The organism is Ornithinibacillus caprae, assembly GCF_009728145.1.
Lineage (GTDB): Bacteria > Bacillota > Bacilli > Bacillales > Amphibacillaceae > Ornithinibacillus > Ornithinibacillus caprae.
This window is the reverse complement of record NZ_WOCA01000019.1, coordinates 56,251-73,390: the sequence shown is the minus strand read 5'-3', so window position 1 is coordinate 73,390 and position 17,140 is coordinate 56,251. Positions and strand designations below refer to the sequence as shown.

The 17,140-nt window shown below is 37.2% G+C and carries 13 protein-coding genes and 1 riboswitch; of the genes, 11 read left to right on the top strand and 2 right to left on the bottom strand.

Features of this window, described 5'->3' with window-relative positions; all coding sequences use genetic code 11:
- Positions 1-5 precede the first annotated feature (5 nt).
- The 5 genes from GMD78_RS18210 to GMD78_RS18190 all read left to right on the top strand — a co-directional run bounded on the left by GMD78_RS18210 (position 6) and on the right by GMD78_RS18190 (position 6,108).
- A complete protein-coding gene (locus tag GMD78_RS18210; RefSeq protein ID WP_155670950.1) occupies positions 6-620 on the top strand; it encodes a DUF4166 domain-containing protein in 615 nt (204 codons plus the stop codon).
- Positions 586-2,217 (top strand): YndJ family protein, encoded by a 1,632-nt coding sequence (locus tag GMD78_RS18205; RefSeq protein ID WP_196493862.1) that lies wholly within the window; start codon positions 586-588, stop codon positions 2,215-2,217. The genes GMD78_RS18210 and GMD78_RS18205 overlap by 35 nt, the downstream gene beginning before the upstream one ends.
- Positions 2,218-2,286: 69 nt before the next feature.
- The gene (gene dacB, locus GMD78_RS18200) at positions 2,287-3,816 is read left to right on the top strand and encodes a D-alanyl-D-alanine carboxypeptidase/D-alanyl-D-alanine endopeptidase (protein WP_425495064.1); all 1,530 of its coding nucleotides are present in this window, start codon (positions 2,287-2,289) and stop codon (positions 3,814-3,816) included.
- A gap of 69 nt (positions 3,817-3,885) precedes the next feature.
- Positions 3,886-3,992, top strand: a riboswitch (SAM riboswitch).
- A 96-nt stretch (positions 3,993-4,088) separates the two neighbouring features.
- Entirely contained in the window at positions 4,089-5,141 is a 1,053-nt protein-coding gene (locus GMD78_RS18195; RefSeq protein ID WP_155670948.1) for an LLM class flavin-dependent oxidoreductase, read from the top strand.
- A 13-nt stretch (positions 5,142-5,154) separates the two neighbouring features.
- On the top strand, positions 5,155-6,108 hold the full coding sequence (locus tag GMD78_RS18190; RefSeq protein ID WP_155670947.1) for an ATP-grasp domain-containing protein: 954 nt from the start codon (positions 5,155-5,157) through the stop codon (positions 6,106-6,108).
- 934 nt (positions 6,109-7,042) lie between these two features.
- Here GMD78_RS18190 and GMD78_RS18185 read toward each other — a convergent pair.
- Positions 7,043-7,222, bottom strand: coding sequence for an SRPBCC domain-containing protein (locus GMD78_RS18185; protein ID WP_155670946.1), 180 nt, complete (start codon positions 7,220-7,222; stop codon positions 7,043-7,045).
- Positions 7,223-7,387: 165 nt separating this feature from the next.
- Here GMD78_RS18185 and GMD78_RS18180 point away from each other — a divergent pair, with 165 nt between their 5' ends.
- The 3 genes from GMD78_RS18180 (at position 7,388) to GMD78_RS21775 (ending at position 10,766) form a co-directional block, all read left to right on the top strand.
- Positions 7,388-8,248 (top strand): manganese catalase, encoded by an 861-nt coding sequence (locus GMD78_RS18180; RefSeq protein WP_155670944.1) that lies wholly within the window; start codon positions 7,388-7,390, stop codon positions 8,246-8,248.
- Positions 8,249-8,419: 171 nt separating this feature from the next.
- The gene (locus tag GMD78_RS18175) at positions 8,420-10,576 is read left to right on the top strand and encodes a type IA DNA topoisomerase (RefSeq protein WP_155670942.1); all 2,157 of its coding nucleotides are present in this window, start codon (positions 8,420-8,422) and stop codon (positions 10,574-10,576) included.
- A gap of 67 nt (positions 10,577-10,643) precedes the next feature.
- The gene (locus tag GMD78_RS21775) at positions 10,644-10,766 is read left to right on the top strand and encodes a hypothetical protein (protein WP_281349727.1); all 123 of its coding nucleotides are present in this window, start codon (positions 10,644-10,646) and stop codon (positions 10,764-10,766) included.
- A gap of 161 nt (positions 10,767-10,927) precedes the next feature.
- Here the strand turns inward: GMD78_RS21775 and uraA are convergent, their stop codons facing one another.
- Positions 10,928-12,208, bottom strand: a complete 1,281-nt coding sequence (uraA, locus tag GMD78_RS18170; protein WP_155670940.1) for a uracil permease — start codon at positions 12,206-12,208, stop codon at positions 10,928-10,930.
- 349 nt (positions 12,209-12,557) lie between these two features.
- Between uraA and GMD78_RS18165 the strand changes: the two genes are divergently transcribed.
- From GMD78_RS18165 to GMD78_RS18155, 3 genes are all read left to right on the top strand, one after another.
- The gene (locus tag GMD78_RS18165) at positions 12,558-13,847 is read left to right on the top strand and encodes a SpoIID/LytB domain-containing protein (RefSeq protein ID WP_246187697.1); all 1,290 of its coding nucleotides are present in this window, start codon (positions 12,558-12,560) and stop codon (positions 13,845-13,847) included.
- A gap of 154 nt (positions 13,848-14,001) precedes the next feature.
- Positions 14,002-15,444: a vWA domain-containing protein gene (locus GMD78_RS18160; RefSeq protein ID WP_155670936.1), complete on the top strand. Its 1,443-nt coding sequence runs from the start codon at positions 14,002-14,004 to the stop codon at positions 15,442-15,444.
- A 363-nt stretch (positions 15,445-15,807) separates the two neighbouring features.
- Positions 15,808-17,019: an NAD(P)/FAD-dependent oxidoreductase gene (locus GMD78_RS18155; RefSeq protein WP_155670934.1), complete on the top strand. Its 1,212-nt coding sequence runs from the start codon at positions 15,808-15,810 to the stop codon at positions 17,017-17,019.
- Positions 17,020-17,140 lie beyond the last annotated feature (121 nt).

Below are 17,140 nucleotides of genomic sequence, written 5' to 3'. Positions count from 1 at the left end.
GTGACATGTCTATTTATAAACAAGTCTTAGGCGAGAAATTTAAAGAGCTTCACCCGATGTTACAAAAACGGTATGAGTTGGAAGGCAATGTATCATATACAGCTACTGGTGTCATGAAAACGATCCATGGTGGACCTAGGATGTTATATCCACTATTTTTCATGGGCACTAGAAGGAAGTTACTTTTCCCTGAGCATGGTAAGAATATTCCATTTCAGATTGTAAATACTCCTTTAATAGCTAAAAATGGAGAGCAACAAGTACACTGGGAGAGAATATTTTACTTTGAAAAGAAAAAGCGATATTTCAACGCGTTAATGAGTTTTGACCAAGAGAAAAAGGTTATTAAAGATTATTTTGGAGAACCTTCTATTTTCTATTCTGATTTAGTTCTTGATGTGACGGATACTGGCGGACTAATCATCAAATCTAGTAGACAACGATTGGTATTAGGGAGGTTGGAAATTCCTTTACCTAGACTATTTCAAGGGATTGCTACCGTGAGAGAGGAATTTGATCCAAAGGAATCCATCTATATCATTTATGTTACGGTTATCAATCCAATTGTTGGCAGGCTTTTTGCTTATGAAGGGACGTTTACCCACGATGATATTACGTAATCTAGCAATTATTAATAGTATTATATTAATAGTAATGGTTGTTTTTATTGGAGTTGAACCTTGGTATGACGTACTCCTTACTGTAGCACAAGTAGTGTTCGTACCATTTGTCCTTCATCTAGTAATTCGAGATCAACGAACAACCATATCAACGTATCTAGGCTACCTGTCCATTCCGTCCACGATGTCCGTATTTATGTTGCAAGTTACTGAAAATCCAATGATAGATTCATTATTAGCATTCATTTATTTCTTGTTTACCATAGCCGTGTTGGCATTTGGCATTATAAGATTTATAAACCGAGGCTTCGAATATATAGAAGAATGTATGATTAATATTGGATTAATCTATATTGCAATTGGCGGTGGCTGGTTTTTAGCTTATGAAGTAGGAATCAATACCGGATTTTCACCAATTCTAACATGGCTAACAGCTATCCATTTTCATTACGCAGCTTTTTTACTACCAATTTTTATTGGGTTTTTAGGTAGGATGTATAAGCCTCCGATGTATACCTTTGTTGGATTAGCCCTACTTGCAGCCCCTATGATTGTGGCACTTGGAATTGCGTTTTCACCGATTATTGAAGTAATATCTGTATTATTTTATATTTTTGGCATCTTTGGATTGATTGTAATTTCGTTGAAGGCACCGTTCAATAAGATAACTCAAAAATGGTTCGTTTGTGTATCGTTTATGGCATTAGGGATAACTATTTTATTTTCCTTGTTGTATTCCCTTGGAAATATGACCAACAATTATTCTGTAACCATAGACTTTATGCTTCGTTTTCATGGAGTGGTTAATTCTTTACTATTTGCTTTCGTTGGGGTAATTGGTTGGAGTATTAATGTACCACCTACAAATTTTATAAAACGGACGTTTCCAGTAAGTAGATTAAGAGGAGGCTTATCTATTGGGGAGGGTTTTGTGGATGGAAAAGTTGATGACCGTATGTACCAAGGATTAGTGGATGATATGAGAGTTTATGAACCTCATATCGACTTACACTCATTGTCAACTACTATAGCTGATTTTTATGAAAATACATCGGAATATCGTCTTTTTGCTAAAATTAAATGGTATCATTGGTTTCTTCCATTTGCTGCCTGTTATCGGTTTGTAAGTCGGTATACGAAACAACTGAATCTACCTCTATTAAGTAAAGAAGTTGAAATGACTGGTGATATTTTCTCCATTGACGATCAGTTAGATGGTAGATTAGGAACAAGGGCTTGGATAAGGAAAGTGAATGGGGAAACGGTGTTTGTTGCCTTATACGGATTTCATCAATCACATGGACGAACTTATATGAATATAGCACTACCATTACCAGCTTCCAGTATGATTGGAATTTTGGAGCTAAACCAAAGTAATGATAATTTGCAATTAACAAGTAGAAAAGGATCCAGTGTACAAGCTGATTCAGGAATTTATTTAGCCATAAACAAATTTTTGTTTCGATTACCAATTGAAGAAGATTTTCAAGTAAAAGAAATAGAACGAGGTATTCTTGAAGCGCAGCATCAGATGTGGATATTTTCCATCCCTTTTTTGAAGATTAGCTATAAAATCAATCATCAATCAAAAATATAGTGAATAACTTTTTAAAAAGGGCTGTTGCTGCACAAACTATAAAGAAAATAAAGGTATTGGGAGTTGATTATTCTGAAGTTTTTTAAGCTTGGGGTTGGGTTGTTACTTATTTTCTTTATAGGAATAGCAATAGTGATGTTTTCATCAAGTCCTGATACGAGACAAGCCCAATCTGTGGAGGGGAAAAACACCTTGAAACAAGAGAGTAAGGAAGTCATCAGTAATCGAGATGTTGTTCAGTTGACAAAACTTGAAGATTACATCAAGAATGAACCAATTTTAAATGGGGCGCTAGTTGGAATTAGTGTACGCTCTGCTGCTAATGGTGCATTACTTTATGAACAATTAGGGAATACGCGATTACGTCCAGCCTCGAATATGAAGCTATTAACAGGCTATGCAGCATTATCTGTACTAGGGGAGGATCATAGGTTTCCAACTGAATTATGGGCAAATGGAGAGGTAAAAGGAAATATACTAGAGGGCGATCTGATTTTAAAGGGGAAAGGAGACCCAACTTTAGTACCAGAGGATTTTGAAGCTTTTGCGAAAAAAGTAAAGGAAAGCGGAATTAAGGAAATTAATGGTGATCTTATTGGTGATGATACATGGTATGATGATGTTCGTTTGTCTCGTGATTTGGATTGGAGTGATGAGCACTGGTATTACGGAGCACAAATCTCTGCTTTAACTGCATCACCTGATAAGGATTACGATTCTGGTTCGGTTATTGTTAAAGTGTCCCCAGGAAGTAAGCCAGGAGATCAACCAACGATTTCTGTTTCACCAGACACTACATATATCAAAATTGAAAGTACTGCTGAAACAGTTGCTAGTGAGGAAGAAGAAGATTTAACACTGAACCGTAAGCATGGTGAAAATACGATTACAATTGAAGGACCTATTCCAGTTGGATCACCAAGTATAACCGAGTGGATGGCAGTTTGGGAACCATCTTTATATGCGATGGATTTATTTGGTCATGCACTACAAGAACAAGGGATCACGTGGACTGGTATGGTAAAGCAGGGAAGAGTAAACAAAAATAGCAATTTATTATATGCCCATAAATCCATGCCATTATCAGAACTTCTTATTCCATTTATGAAATTAAGTAATAATGTACATGGAGAAATTTTAGTAAAAGAAATGGGAAAACAGGTACATGACGAAGGAAGCTGGGAAAAAGGAATAGAGGTTATGGAGGAAGAATTAAAAAAGATTGGCCTTGATATCGAAAATCTAGTGATTCGTGATGGATCTGGTATCTCGCATGTTACGTTACTTCCACCAAATGAACTTACAAAGCTTTTATATGCGGCAATGGATGAACCTTGGTTTGAGACATATTTTGGATCTTTACCGGTTGCTGGTAATCCAGAACGAATGATTGGTGGAACATTGAGATTTCGTATGGGTGACTTGTCGGTCCAGGCAAAAACTGGCACAATCGCTGGTGTCAGTACGTTGTCAGGTTATATTACGGATGAAGGGAAAGAAACACTTATCTTTTCCATTTTATTAAATAATCTTTTAGATGAAGAGGATGGGCCACAAGTGATTGATCGAATGGTGGAATATATTCGTGAAGATCTTTAAGTTATTTTTGTTGACAGTTTAACTGTCGTAATATATTATAAGTTTTAACAATTTAATAATTAATCTTTATTCTTATCCAGAGAGGTGGAGGGAGATGGCCCTTTGAAGCCTCGGCAACAGGTTCTTTCTAGAATACTGTGCCAATTCCAGCAAGCATAAAGCTTGAAAGATGAGAGGGGGAAAATCATATTGCTTAGATTATAAACTCTTTTCTTATCGACTAGAAAAGGGTTTTTTGTTTTATACCAAAGAGAAAACAGGAGTGATTCAGGATGAAATATGGATTTTGGTTACCTATTTTTGGTGGTTGGTTACGGAATGTTGAAGATGAGGGGATGCCACCAACATTTGATTACGCAAAGAAAGTTATTCAGAATGCCGAAAATTGGGGTTATGATACAACATTAATTGCGGAGTTGTATTTAAATGATATTAAGGGACCAGATCAGGATTCTCTAGAAGCTTGGTCTACTGCTGCAGCATTAGCAGCTGTTACGGAAAAAATTGAAATTATGGCAGCTGTACGACCAGTTTTTCATAATCCTGCAGTGACAGCAAAAATGGCATCGAATATTGATCATATCAGTAATGGCCGATTCACATTAAACATCGTCTCAGGTTGGTGGGAAGGAGAAGCGAAGCAATATGGTGGAGATTTTACCGAGCATGATGAACGATACGATCGGACAAATGAGTTTGTTGAAATTTTAAGAGGCTTATGGACAGAAGATCAGTTCTCCTATGACGGTAAGTTTTATCAAATTGAAAATACGGTTCTCTCACCAAAACCAGTGCAGCGACCTAATCCAGTATTATATGCTGGTGGGGAAAGTGAAAAAGGGAAAGATGTCATTACTTCCCATTGTGATGCATATGTGATGCACGGTGGTACGGTTGAGGAAGTTGGTGCAAAGATTGTTGATATGAAAGAACGACGAATGAAGGCTGGACGAGAACCATTACAATCATTTGGAATGGCTGCTTATGTAATATGCCGTGATACCGAAGAAGAAGCGCAGAAAGAATTAACACGTATTACGACGGTAAAAGATACAAGTGGTTATGCTGGATTTAAAGATTTTACATCTAAATCCGAACTGGAGCAACAAATCCAACTACAGGACTATTCTGTATCTAACCGTGGCTTACGACCGAATTTGATTGGAACACCAGAGCAAATTGCAAAGCAAATTTTAGCCTATGAAAATGTAGGGGTTGACCTATTATTACTACAGTGTTCTCCACAATTAGAAGAATTGGAACGATTTTCTAAACAGGTTATGCCAAAAGTAGATGAATTACGTGAACAATTGACGAAACAATAAAGGGGTAACTAGATTGAGTAAAATTTATGTGATACATGAAAACAACGAATGGACAGAGCATTTATTTAAGCGATTAGATGAACTACAGATTCCTTACGAGGATTGGTTATTAGATTCTGGAAAAGTTCACCTTACTTCAGAGCCACCAGAGGGAATTTTCTACAGTAGGATGAGTGCATCTTCTCATACAAGAGGCCACCGCTATGCTCCAGAATTATCGAGTGCAGTTCTATCATGGCTGGAACAATATGGCAGAGAAGTAATCAATGGGAGTCGTGCATTGCAATTAGAGGTAAGTAAGGTATTACAATATTTGGAGCTTGAAAAGCATGGTGTACCAACACCGAAGACTGTTGCAGCGGTTGGAAAAGAAGAATTAGTAGAAGCTGCTAAAACATTTGCAGGGAAAAGGTTTATCACCAAACATAATCGTGCAGGAAAAGGGCTAGGTGTTCAGCTTTTCCGTTCTATAGAAGCGTTTCAGGATTACGTCGAAGGTGAACACTTTGATGATTCAATAGACGGTATTACATTGCTGCAAGAATATATCGAGTCACCAGATTCATATATTACACGCTGTGAATTTGTTGGTGGAAAGTTTCTGTATGCGGTTCGAGTCGATACTTCTGAAGGGTTTGAATTGTGCCCAGCAGATGCTTGTACGATTGACGATCTGTTTTGTGCAGTAGGAGAAAGTGCTTCAACTCCATCTAAGTTTCAAATATTAGATGATTTTGATCATCCCATCTTAAAAAAATACGAGCGTGTTCTTGCTGCTAATGATATAAAAATAGCAGGAATTGAGTTTATCCAAGATAAAAACGGCCGAATTTACACCTATGATATTAATACGAATACGAATTATAATAGTGAAGCGGAAGCTATTAGTGGCAAATTTGGGATGCTCGAAGTAGCTAAATACTTAGGGAAAGAGCTTGAAAATCTAGAAGAATTGGTTAGAGTTTAGATATAAATTGTTTTTTAATGGTTATACAGTTTTCAAATTGATAAATTGCATTACAATGTAAATCAATTACTCGCTATGCTTTAATTCTCGGTAAAAGCTACACTCTTTACAATAGCTGTTAAAAGATCATAACGCCGATGAATACCCGTTTTTTGTTTTTCGACTAGCGTTAGGTCACTCATTACACTGATGAGTGACCGTTTTTGATTCTCCGAAGAGTGTTTGGTCACTCATACCACTGATGAGTGCCCGTTTTTGATTTTCCGAAGAGTAAATGGTCACTCATACCATTGATGAGTGCCCGTTTTTGATATTCCGAAGAGTGTTTGGTCACTTATAACACTGATGAGTGCCCGTTTTTGATTCTCCGAAGAGCGTTTGGTCACTTATAACACTTGTGAGTGCCCGTTTATGGTTCTCCGACCAGTATATGGTCACTCATACCACTTGTGAGTGCCCGTTTTTGATTCTCCGAAGAGTAAATGGTCACTCATACCACTGATGAGTGGCCGTTTTTGATTTTCCGAAGAGTAAATGGTCACTCATAACGCAGATGAGTGCCTGTTTCTGGTTCTCCGAAGAGTAAATGGTCACTCATAACGCAGATGAGTGCCCGTTTCTGATTTTCCGAAGAGTGTTTGGTCACTCATAACGCAGATGAGTGCCCGTTTTTGATTTTCCGAAGAGCAAATGGTCACTCATACCACTGATGAGTGCCCGTTTTTGATTTTCCGAAGAGTGTTTGGTCACTCATAACGCAGATGAGTGACCGTTTTTGATATTCCGAAGAGTAAATGGTCACTCATTACACTGATGAGTGCCCGTTTTTGATTTTCCGAAGAGTGTTTGGTCACTCATAACGCAGATGAGTGCCTGTTTCTGATTCTCCGAGGAGTGTTTGGTCACTTATACCACTGATGAGTGCCCGTTTATGTCAAATCCTTAGTTTGAAGTATCCCCCTTCACGAAGTTTTCCCACACATAGTTCATCAAACCACTGTTTTAACTTTTCATTTTCCGTAAACATAGTCCATACATCTTCAACAGAATGAAGAAGCTTTCTTGAAAAGATTGCTTGGTAGTTGGTCCCTACTTTTTTAATATCCGCTATCATTTTTGTACCTTCATAATTTATATTGTTTTTTCTAGTGTACCTTTTCACTTACAGAATATCTAGTAGCCTAGAAAATTGGGCGAGCATTTTAGTCACCAATTGTCATCTAGATGAATAACTAGTTAGAGAGTGGTTTTTTACCCATTTCATGAAGGAGTGAGATTTTTGTTTTATCATGTGAAGGAATTACAATATCATGCGAAACCAGAATGCCCAGATCCAGTCTTTGCACGAAAGCTCCAAGAGATTTTAGGTGGGCAGTTTGGAGAGATTTCGGTAGCATTGCAATATTTATTTCAAGGTTGGAATACTCGTGGTGATGGAAAGTACCGTGATATGTTAATGGATATCGGTACAGAAGAATTGGCACACATTGAGATGCTAGCTACAATGATTGCTAGATTACTGGATGGTGCCCCAGATGTTGAGTTAGATGAAGCGGCAAAAAATCCTATTGTTGCTGCTATTTTAGGAGGATCAAACCCTCAACATACAATTGTATCAGGATTAGGCGCAATGCCAGCAGATTCAAATGGAAATCGTTGGACAGCTGATTATATTATAGCTAGTGGAAACTTACTGGCAGATTTCCGTGCCAACCTGAACGCGGAATCACAAGGAAGACTACAAGCGGTGCGATTATACGAACAAACGGATGACCGTGGTGTAAAAGATATGCTTTCCTGGTTAATTGCCAGAGATACGATGCATCAAAACCAATGGTATGCAGCATGCTTGGAGTTAGAAGCAAAAGAGAACATTGTTGTACCTAGTACGTTCCCAAGAGAATTAGAAAAGCAGGAAGTAGCTTATACCTTTTATAATAATTCAGCTGGAACAAAGAGTGCAAAGGGTCGCTGGGCATACGGTCCAAGTATTGATGGATTAGGTCAGTTTAATTATTTTGAAAATCCTGTACCATTTGGAGATAAACCGAAACTGAATCCTGCACCTCCATACATTCATGATACTCCTCCAGCAGCACTTAGGAAGTCAGATGATATACCAGATCCAGATACAAAATAGTAACGAATATGGGAGGCTGCTATGTATGCAGTCTCTAATCTTTATTAGAAACGGTTGGCAAATTATAGTATAATAGAAAGCATCTATTGATCCCACCTCTTTTTTTCCGCATTTTCCTTCCAATCAACTTACCGATAACTTGAACTTTTATATGAAATGGGTGTTTTAATTATGAAATTAATTATTGCAGAAAAACCTTCTGTCGCAAAAAATATCGCGGATGCTTTAGCTATTAAGTCAAAAAATGATGGATATTTTGAGAGCCAGAATTATATCATTACCTGGGCATTTGGTCATTTATTACAGCTCTTTGATGCAAAGGATTATGATTCCAAAATGGCTAGATGGAAGATGGACAACTTTCCATTTATTCCTCAAAAATTTGAATATAAAGTAAAAAGTGATCCTCGAAATCGGGATAAAGCGGATCGTGGTGCGGAAAAACAACTGAAAACCATTCATTATTTAATGAACCGTCATGATGTGGATATGGTTATTTCCGCATGTGACTATGATCGAGAAGGACAAGTCATCGGGGACAGTATAATCTATCGTGCTAAACCGAAAAAGCCAGTTTTTCGGTTATTATTAAATGAATGGACTAAGGATGAAGTTATACAAGGATTAGAAAATATAAAACCGAATGAACAATTACGACCATTGCAGGATGCAGGTGTTAGCAGACAGTGGGCCGATTGGATCATCGGAATAAATCTTACCTCAGTTGCCACATTAAAATATCAGAAAGGAAAAGGAAAGGCGCTTAACATAGGTCGTGTACTATTGCCTACATTAAAGATTATTTATGATCGAGACAAAGAGATAGAAAATTTTAACCCAGAGGATTATTTTAAACTAATTGCAACCTTTCAAACAGAGGCAGGCAAGGAGTATCAAGGTACATATGTAGAAGGTAAGGAAGAAAAGTTTAAGAAAAAAGAATTGCTAGAGGAAGTACTGCAGCATATAGAACAAAAGCAGGCGACTGTGATCGAAAAGAAAGTGGAAAAAAAGAAAGAATTTCCACCGTACCTATTTAATCTATCAAACTTACAAGGTTATATTACGAGTAAATATAAAGGATGGACCTCTGATAAGGTTTTGAAGGTAGCACAATCACTATATGAGAAAAAATTTATTACCTATCCAAGAACTTCAAGTATTGCTCTAGATGAAAGTTTAGTAGGAAAAACAGCCAAAGTTGTAAAGTCGTTAGCTGAAGATTTGCCGTACAAAGATGAAATCAAGTTTATGAAAACCAAACGAGTATTCAATAATGCAAAAGTGGAGAGCCATAGTGCTATTATCCCAACGTATGTTAAGCCAAAGCGCCTAACTAAAGACGAGCATATTGTATACACAGCAATAAAGAATCGTCTAATCATGCAGTTTATGCCTATTGCTGAATATGAAGAAACAAAGCTAAAGACAACTATTAACGATGCAGAGGTTAAAGGATATTTTTCATCCAAGGGTAAAGTTCAATTAGTAGTGGGCTGGAAAAGGGTTGAAAACATTCAATCGAAAGATGCTCTTTTACCAGTAGTAGAAAAGAATGATCTAGTTCGAGTGCAGAATTCAGAGGTTACCTCTCATGTAACGAAGCCACCAAAACACCATACAGAGAAAACGTTATTACGTGTAATGGAGACTTGTGGGAAGAGTTACAAGGAGGATGAAAGTGATGAATTAATGGGCAGTATATTAACTGGTTTTAGTATTGGAACGCCTGCAACACGAGCTGAAACGATTAAGAAACTGAAGGATGTAGGGTACATCACTGTTCAAAGTAAAAATTTAACATGTACAGAGCTTGGATGTAAACTAGTAGAAACATTCCCGGTCAAAGAGTTGTTTGATTTAGAATTTACAGGGCGACTAGAGAAAACACTGTCTGATATCCAAAAGGGAAAGGTTCATAAACGTGAATTCTTACAATTAGTATATAACTTTACTACGGGATCGGTCTCTACCATTAAAGGAGATAAAGAAATTATTATTCATGAGGTCTCCTCAACCACCCGAAAAGCAAATGAGGTATTGGGAAAGTGCCCAGAGTGTGGTGGCAATATTAAAGAAGGAAGTAAAGGTTTTGGTTGTAGTAATTGGAAAAAAGGCTGCAAATTTGTGATCTGGAAAAATGATTTTTACCTTCGCGCGATGAAGAAGCGTCCTACTAAAACAATGGTCAAAAGCTTGCTTGCAAATAAACAGGCATATGTAAAAGGATTGACTAGTAAGCAAGGTAAAAAGTTTAATGCTTATTTACGATATGAAAAAAACACCGATAATGAGTATTATAGCTGGAAGATGGAGTTTGAAAAGTAGTGAAGAGAAAGTGAGACAAAAGTGTATTAATCGGGAGTGTAATACCATTTAATAAGAGGCTGTGGCCGTGCCCACCGAAAGCGAAGTATTCAGCTGGAGCGGTGTTAAAACACTTGTTTCGAAGGATAGGAAGAAAGTTAAAAACTATGCCGAAGAAGTTACAGCAGAGTTTATATCAACTATAAGTTAAGATCCTGAGGCAAAAAATAACATCCTAAATTTCCTAAACCTGAATCATTTGTCTTTAGAATGGAGTACTTTAGTCTTACCCCAGCCTCACGTGTATTAGGCACAAGGGGAAAAGAAGAGCAAACTACACTCTGGTTTGCTCTTTTGATTCCGATTCCTCACTTATTCATTAGAAAGCTTTAGAACATCAAATAACTTAAACAATAAACTCAATATGATTGCTACAATAGTTGCAAGTCCCATTCCAGTAAGTGCAACGTCCCCAACTTGAATTGTAGCACCACTAATCCCAATAACAAGAACGACACAAGTGAGAATTAGATTTTGGGAACGGCTGTAATCAACTTTTGCTTCTACTAACATACGAATCCCACTTGCTGCGATGATCCCAAATAATAGTAATGATATTCCACCCATTACGGCAGCGGGGATGGATGAGATAAGAGCAGCGAGTTTTCCAGAGAAAGATAGAATGATTGCGATAACTGCTGCACCACCAATAATCCAGGTTGAGTACACACGAGTAATAGCAAGGACACCGATATTTTCCCCATAGGTTGTGTTTGGTGTAGAGCCTACAAAACTTGATAGAATGGTAGATATACCGTTACCCATTAGTGAGCGATCCAATCCAGGATCTTTTGCTAAATCTTTTCTCACAATGTTACTAGTTACAAATAAATGTCCAATATGCTCCGGTATTAATACAAGTGCTGCTGGTAAAATAACTAGAATTGCTGACCAATCAAATTTCATTTGATATAACTCTGGTGTTGATACCCAAGCTGCTTCATCAACTGAAGTGAAATCTACTAAACCAGTAAAATATGCAATTGTATAACCAGCAACAATCCCAATTAGTATTGGAATGATTTTAAAGAAACCGCGAAGCGTTACCCAACAAACTATTGTAATCGCTAGTGTTAAAATCGAAACTGTTGCTACTTTCGGGTCTACTGCCCAACTTGGATCAGCATCTGCCGGGGCGATTAAACCTGCCATTTCAGCTGCTACAGGAACCAACTCAAGACCAATTACGGCAACGATTGCCCCCATTGCAGCCGGTGGAAACATGACATCGATCCATGCTGTTCCTGCTACTCTAACAATAAGTCCAACTACTGTTAGTACAATACCTACTGCCAAGAATCCACCGAGCACATAGCTGTAACCATCCCCATTATGCTGACCCAAAACAACGAAAACGGGTGAAATAAATGCAAAGCTGGAACCTAGGTAAGCAGGAATCTTTCCCTTTGTAATAAAAATATAAATCAATGTTCCGATACCATTCATTAGTAGGATAGTTGCTGGATTAACTCCAAAAAGTACTGGAACTAAAACAGTGGAACCAAACATTGCGAATAAGTGCTGTAAGCTCAGAGGTAAGCTTTGTAAAAAAGGTAAACGTTGGTCTACTTGAATTTCATCATATTTTGCCATGATATTCTCTCCCTTTAATTAGTAGGTTCATCAGTTACCATCTAAAGGAAGCCATGAAAAAACACCTTGCCGATAATCAGCAAGGTGCATTTGCGCAGCATAAAAACATCAGGTATGGATGTACCTAGTGTTTTTCACTATATAACAGACCTATGTCTGCTTCACCTTGCCAGTCTCACGGGACTGATTTAAAGGTAACCGTATGAACTTAACTTGATATTACACAAAGGTAGGCATTACTGTCAATCTTTTTTTTGCAGATAGGAATGAATAAACTTTCCTATCCTGCCTTAGTTTTTAATATCCTGTTAGAAATTACCTGCATAATCCTACTTACTGAAGAAAAAATATGAATATGAAAAAAAATATCCTATTGCTTACAACTTTATTTTTATTCATGTTTCCAAATGTATTACAAGCAGATGAAATGGTCACCGTTAAACTAGTTAACTATGTCGGTGAAGCGACAGAATTGGAATTTAAATTGAACAGAGAATTTTTTTCGTTTGACCCTACTCTACAATTACAGGAAGGAGTGACATATACGTTATCTGTCCAAAAGGGTTCACTATATTTGCAAGAAAACAATAAAAGAGAAAAACAAAAACTAAATGGGCCATTTATTTTAATCCCTGAGAAATATAATGAAGAGCATCAAATTTATATTGATGATCGGCCATATTTAGGTGCAATGGAGTTTACGATAGAAAAGGATGAATTTATTCGTCCGGTAAATCAGCTTCCATTAGAGGATTATCTTAAAGGGGTTGTCCCATTTGAAGTATTCTCTTCTTGGGGGATTGAAACATTAAAAGCTCAGACATTAGCAGCACGAACTTACGCGGTGTCAAAGCTAAATGAAGTGATCAATGATACTATCCAATACCAAGTTTATGGAGGGTATACATGGGATGATAGCACAACCAAGGCAGTAGAGGAAACGAAAGGAGAAGTGATTACATATGAAAATCGATTAATTGAAACCTTTTATTCGGCTAGTAATGGAGGCGTAACAGAAAATAATGCAAATGTATGGGGCGGTAACTCGATGCAGTATTTTCCTGTTAAGGATGACCCCTATGATCCAACACATCCATGGGATTTTACGTTAAACCAAACGCAAATAGAGCTTGAAAAAATAGAATGGGACAAGTTCAATTGGTGGGATGAGCTGGAAGAAAAGGATACTGATATTACCGAAACAATGAAAGGCTGGTTACAACGGAATGGGTATCCAGGTGATATTAAAATCCTTTCGATTCCTAGTTTTGAGTTATCTGATGATACATTTGAATCTGGCCGAAGTGAAAATGGTTCCATTACCGTAGAGTTTATGCAGAGATTATTCGAGGGAACGGTATTATTTCGTCGAATGGAGCTAAAAGATATTAATTTAAATCAGATTCGTCCAATGATTGGTGGTACGATTTTTAAAAGCTATCTGATTGATTCACTAGAAGCTGACGATGAACAATATACGATGAAGGGAAGAGGATATGGTCATGGGGTTGGTATGAGTCAGTGGGGCGCACATTACATGGCCGAAAATGGGAAAGATTATAAGGAGATCCTAGCTTATTATTATCCAGGAACAACCATTATGGATTTAGCAAATGATGCAATTGTACTTCCAAAATAATTGTAAAAAGTCACCTAATTGCGTGACTTTTTTATTTTGTAGGCAAAAAGTCATATCGTATGTAATTTTTAGGAAATTTGTAATATTGACAAATTAACTAGATATATTCAATCTTAGTGATATAGTGAATGGGTAGAAATGGGGGAGTTTAGCCTTGTATAGAAGCTTAGTTGCGATTTTGTTCGTATTAGTGTTAGTACTTTTTGGGTGTAGTAAAGATGACTCAAATGATGTTAGTGGTGGGGAAGGTAATGAACGAGAAGAAAAAACAGCTATGACCGAAGAAAAAAAAGAAGAACAGTCTGAGCCAGAAGCTGTTCAGGTAATGGAAGAACTGGAATCGATCGTATTACCTGAAACAAGGGAAGAAATGAAGGACCAACTAGGTGGCTTATTGGTTAACGATGTATCGTTGGAGAATGAACTAGAATTGGATATGGACGCATTTTTACAGGAAATAGATGAAGAGTTACGGGAGCAATTAGTTACATTAACTACGGTGGTCGAGGATCCATTTGAGCTTGAAAAGGGATTGGCATTTTTATTAGGAACAGCAAATTATAAAGAAGTGTTAGAACAAGCAGAGGAGTTTGAACCAGATTTTGAAGAGCCATATCTTCCTTATCCAGGAAAAACGAAAGAGGAGATTGAACTTGAACCAGAGGCTGGAAAGGCAATTATTTTGTTGGATGCAAGTTCAAGTATGCTTCTAAGTGTAGATGGGGAAGTCAAAATGGACATTGCAAAAGATGCAGTAAAGCGATTTGCGGATGTTATCGGTCAAGATAATGAAGTATCCTTAGTTGTTTATGGTCATCAAGGATCAGAATCGAGCGCAGACAAGGAATTATCGTGTAATGGAATTGAAAAAATCTATGAAATGGGTGCGTACAACAAAGATAATTTCGAAGCATCCTTATCTACCTTTGAAAGTAAAGGTTGGACTCCTTTAGCAGGTGCTATTCATAAGGCTGCGGAAATGAGCACGAATGTTGATGGAGCCATTACACTATATATTGTTAGTGATGGCGTGGAAACCTGTGATGGGGATCCTGTTCATGCAGCAGAAAATTTTGTGGAACAAAATGAGCATCGCTCAGTCAATATTATTGGCTTTGATGTTGATCAAGATGCTGAGGAACAATTAAAGAATGTTTCCGAGGCAGGTAACGGGGAATACTATTCAGCTGATGATGCTACTGAATTAAAACAAACTATTGAATATGAATGGCTTCCATCCAGAATTGATTTGGCATGGGCATTTACAAAAGCACCTGGCCCATGGGAGATCTTAGATGAAAGAGAAAAATACGATACAGACCATCAAAAGATTAAAACTATTATAGACAAAGAACGTGAGCGCTATGATTACGCTTTACATATAATCAGAGAAAAAGAACTTATTCTAGATGACAAGCGGGGAGTATTACAAGATTTAATCAGTGAACGTTATGGAGCACGTGTAGATGAGTGGAGAAATATTCGCTCCGATAAAATAGAAGAGATCGATGAGGTAGCTAATGAAATCAAAGAGCGTGTAAATGAATGGACAGAGGAAATGAAAAAGCGAAAAGACGAACGAGGAGATGTATGGTAGTCAATTCATAAACCGGCCCATTTTACAAATGTATCGGTTAAATGTTTTAGCAGATAGGAAAATATAAACTTTCCTATCCTGCATAAGATTCACCATAAAGGCTTGGCGAATACCAAGTTTTCTAATGATTACGTATCATTGTTGACTATTCATTAGTTCTTTTCCTTTTTCTCGCATGATACCTTTCATTTTAGACATCATAAAATATGTTGGAAAACATAACTTCTACATGATTAGCCTATTTGAACAAAATTTGCTAAGATAACTATAAGTTCATATTGGTATTCATTGGAAATTAGCACACATATCTTTACAGTTAAGAGAATGTAGTATAACTATTAAAATTAGAAAGGATGGGAATGAATGAATTCTAAACCGAAAATAGTTGTCCTAGGTGCAGGCTATGCTGGTATGATGACGACTAAAAAATTGATGCAGAAACTACATCCAGAAGAAGCAGATATTGTATTAATAAATAAACATAATTACCATTATCAAACTACTTGGTTACATGAGGTTGCTGCTGGTACGATTAACCACAATCTAGCAAGAATCATGATTAGTGATATTATTGATCCTAATCGCGTCCGTTTGATATATGACAGTGTAGTTGAAGTTAAACGGGAACAGCAGCAAGTTGTTCTAGAAAATAGTGAAGTGAATTATGACTATCTAGTTATTTCCCTTGGATTTGAAACAAACACATTTGGGATTAAAGGGATGGAGGAGCACGCCTTTTTCATTCAAGACATCGACTCAAGTCAATTAATACGTGAACATATTGAATATCAATTTGCTCAGTACAAAAATAGTGAAGCAAAAGAGGATCACAGTCTAACGATCTTAGTTGGTGGAGGCGGCTTTACTGGTGTGGAGTTTGTAGGAGAACTAGCAGAACGCGTTCCGCAGCTTTGTAGAAAATATGATATTGACCGCAATATCCCCAAAATTATCAATGTAGAGGCTTCTCCATCGATATTACCAGGGTTTGACGAAGAGTTAGTTGCTTATGCGAAAAAATCATTGGAATCCCGAGGTGTTGAGTTCAGAGAAGGTGCCAAAATTCAATCCTGCACGAAAGAAGGATTTATTGTTGGTGAAGGAAATGAATTAATTAAAGCAGGTACTGTTGTTTGGACTGGTGGGGTTACCGGGAATTCAGTATTAGGTAATTCTGGTTTTGAATTAACTCGTGGAAAAGTAACGGTAAATAGTGATTTACGTGCACCCGGAGAGGAAAATATATTTGTCCTAGGTGACTGTGCTTGGGTAATGAATGAAAAAGAGGGTCGTCCATACCCGCCAACAGCTCAAGCTGCAATGCAGCATGCAACAACATGTGCTAATAATATAAAAGCTTTATTGCATCATCAGCCACTAGAAAACTTTGTCTTTAGTGATAAAGGTACTGTGGCATCCCTTGGTGTCACTGATGCGATGGGAACTGTTTTCGGAGGGACAAAATTATATGGTAAACCTGCAGCAGCCATGAAAAAGGTTGTAGATAATCGTTATCTATTTTTATTGGGTGGTTTAAACTTATTCTTGAAAAAAGGAAAAATTCGTCCATTCTAAAATACAGGACTCCTAAAGGAGGAATAATTAATGAAACGAACTTGTTATTGGATAATTGCTGGACTAGCTTCATTAGTTGGTTATATGTTGGCTAGTAGAAGGATAGAAGATAAACGAGATT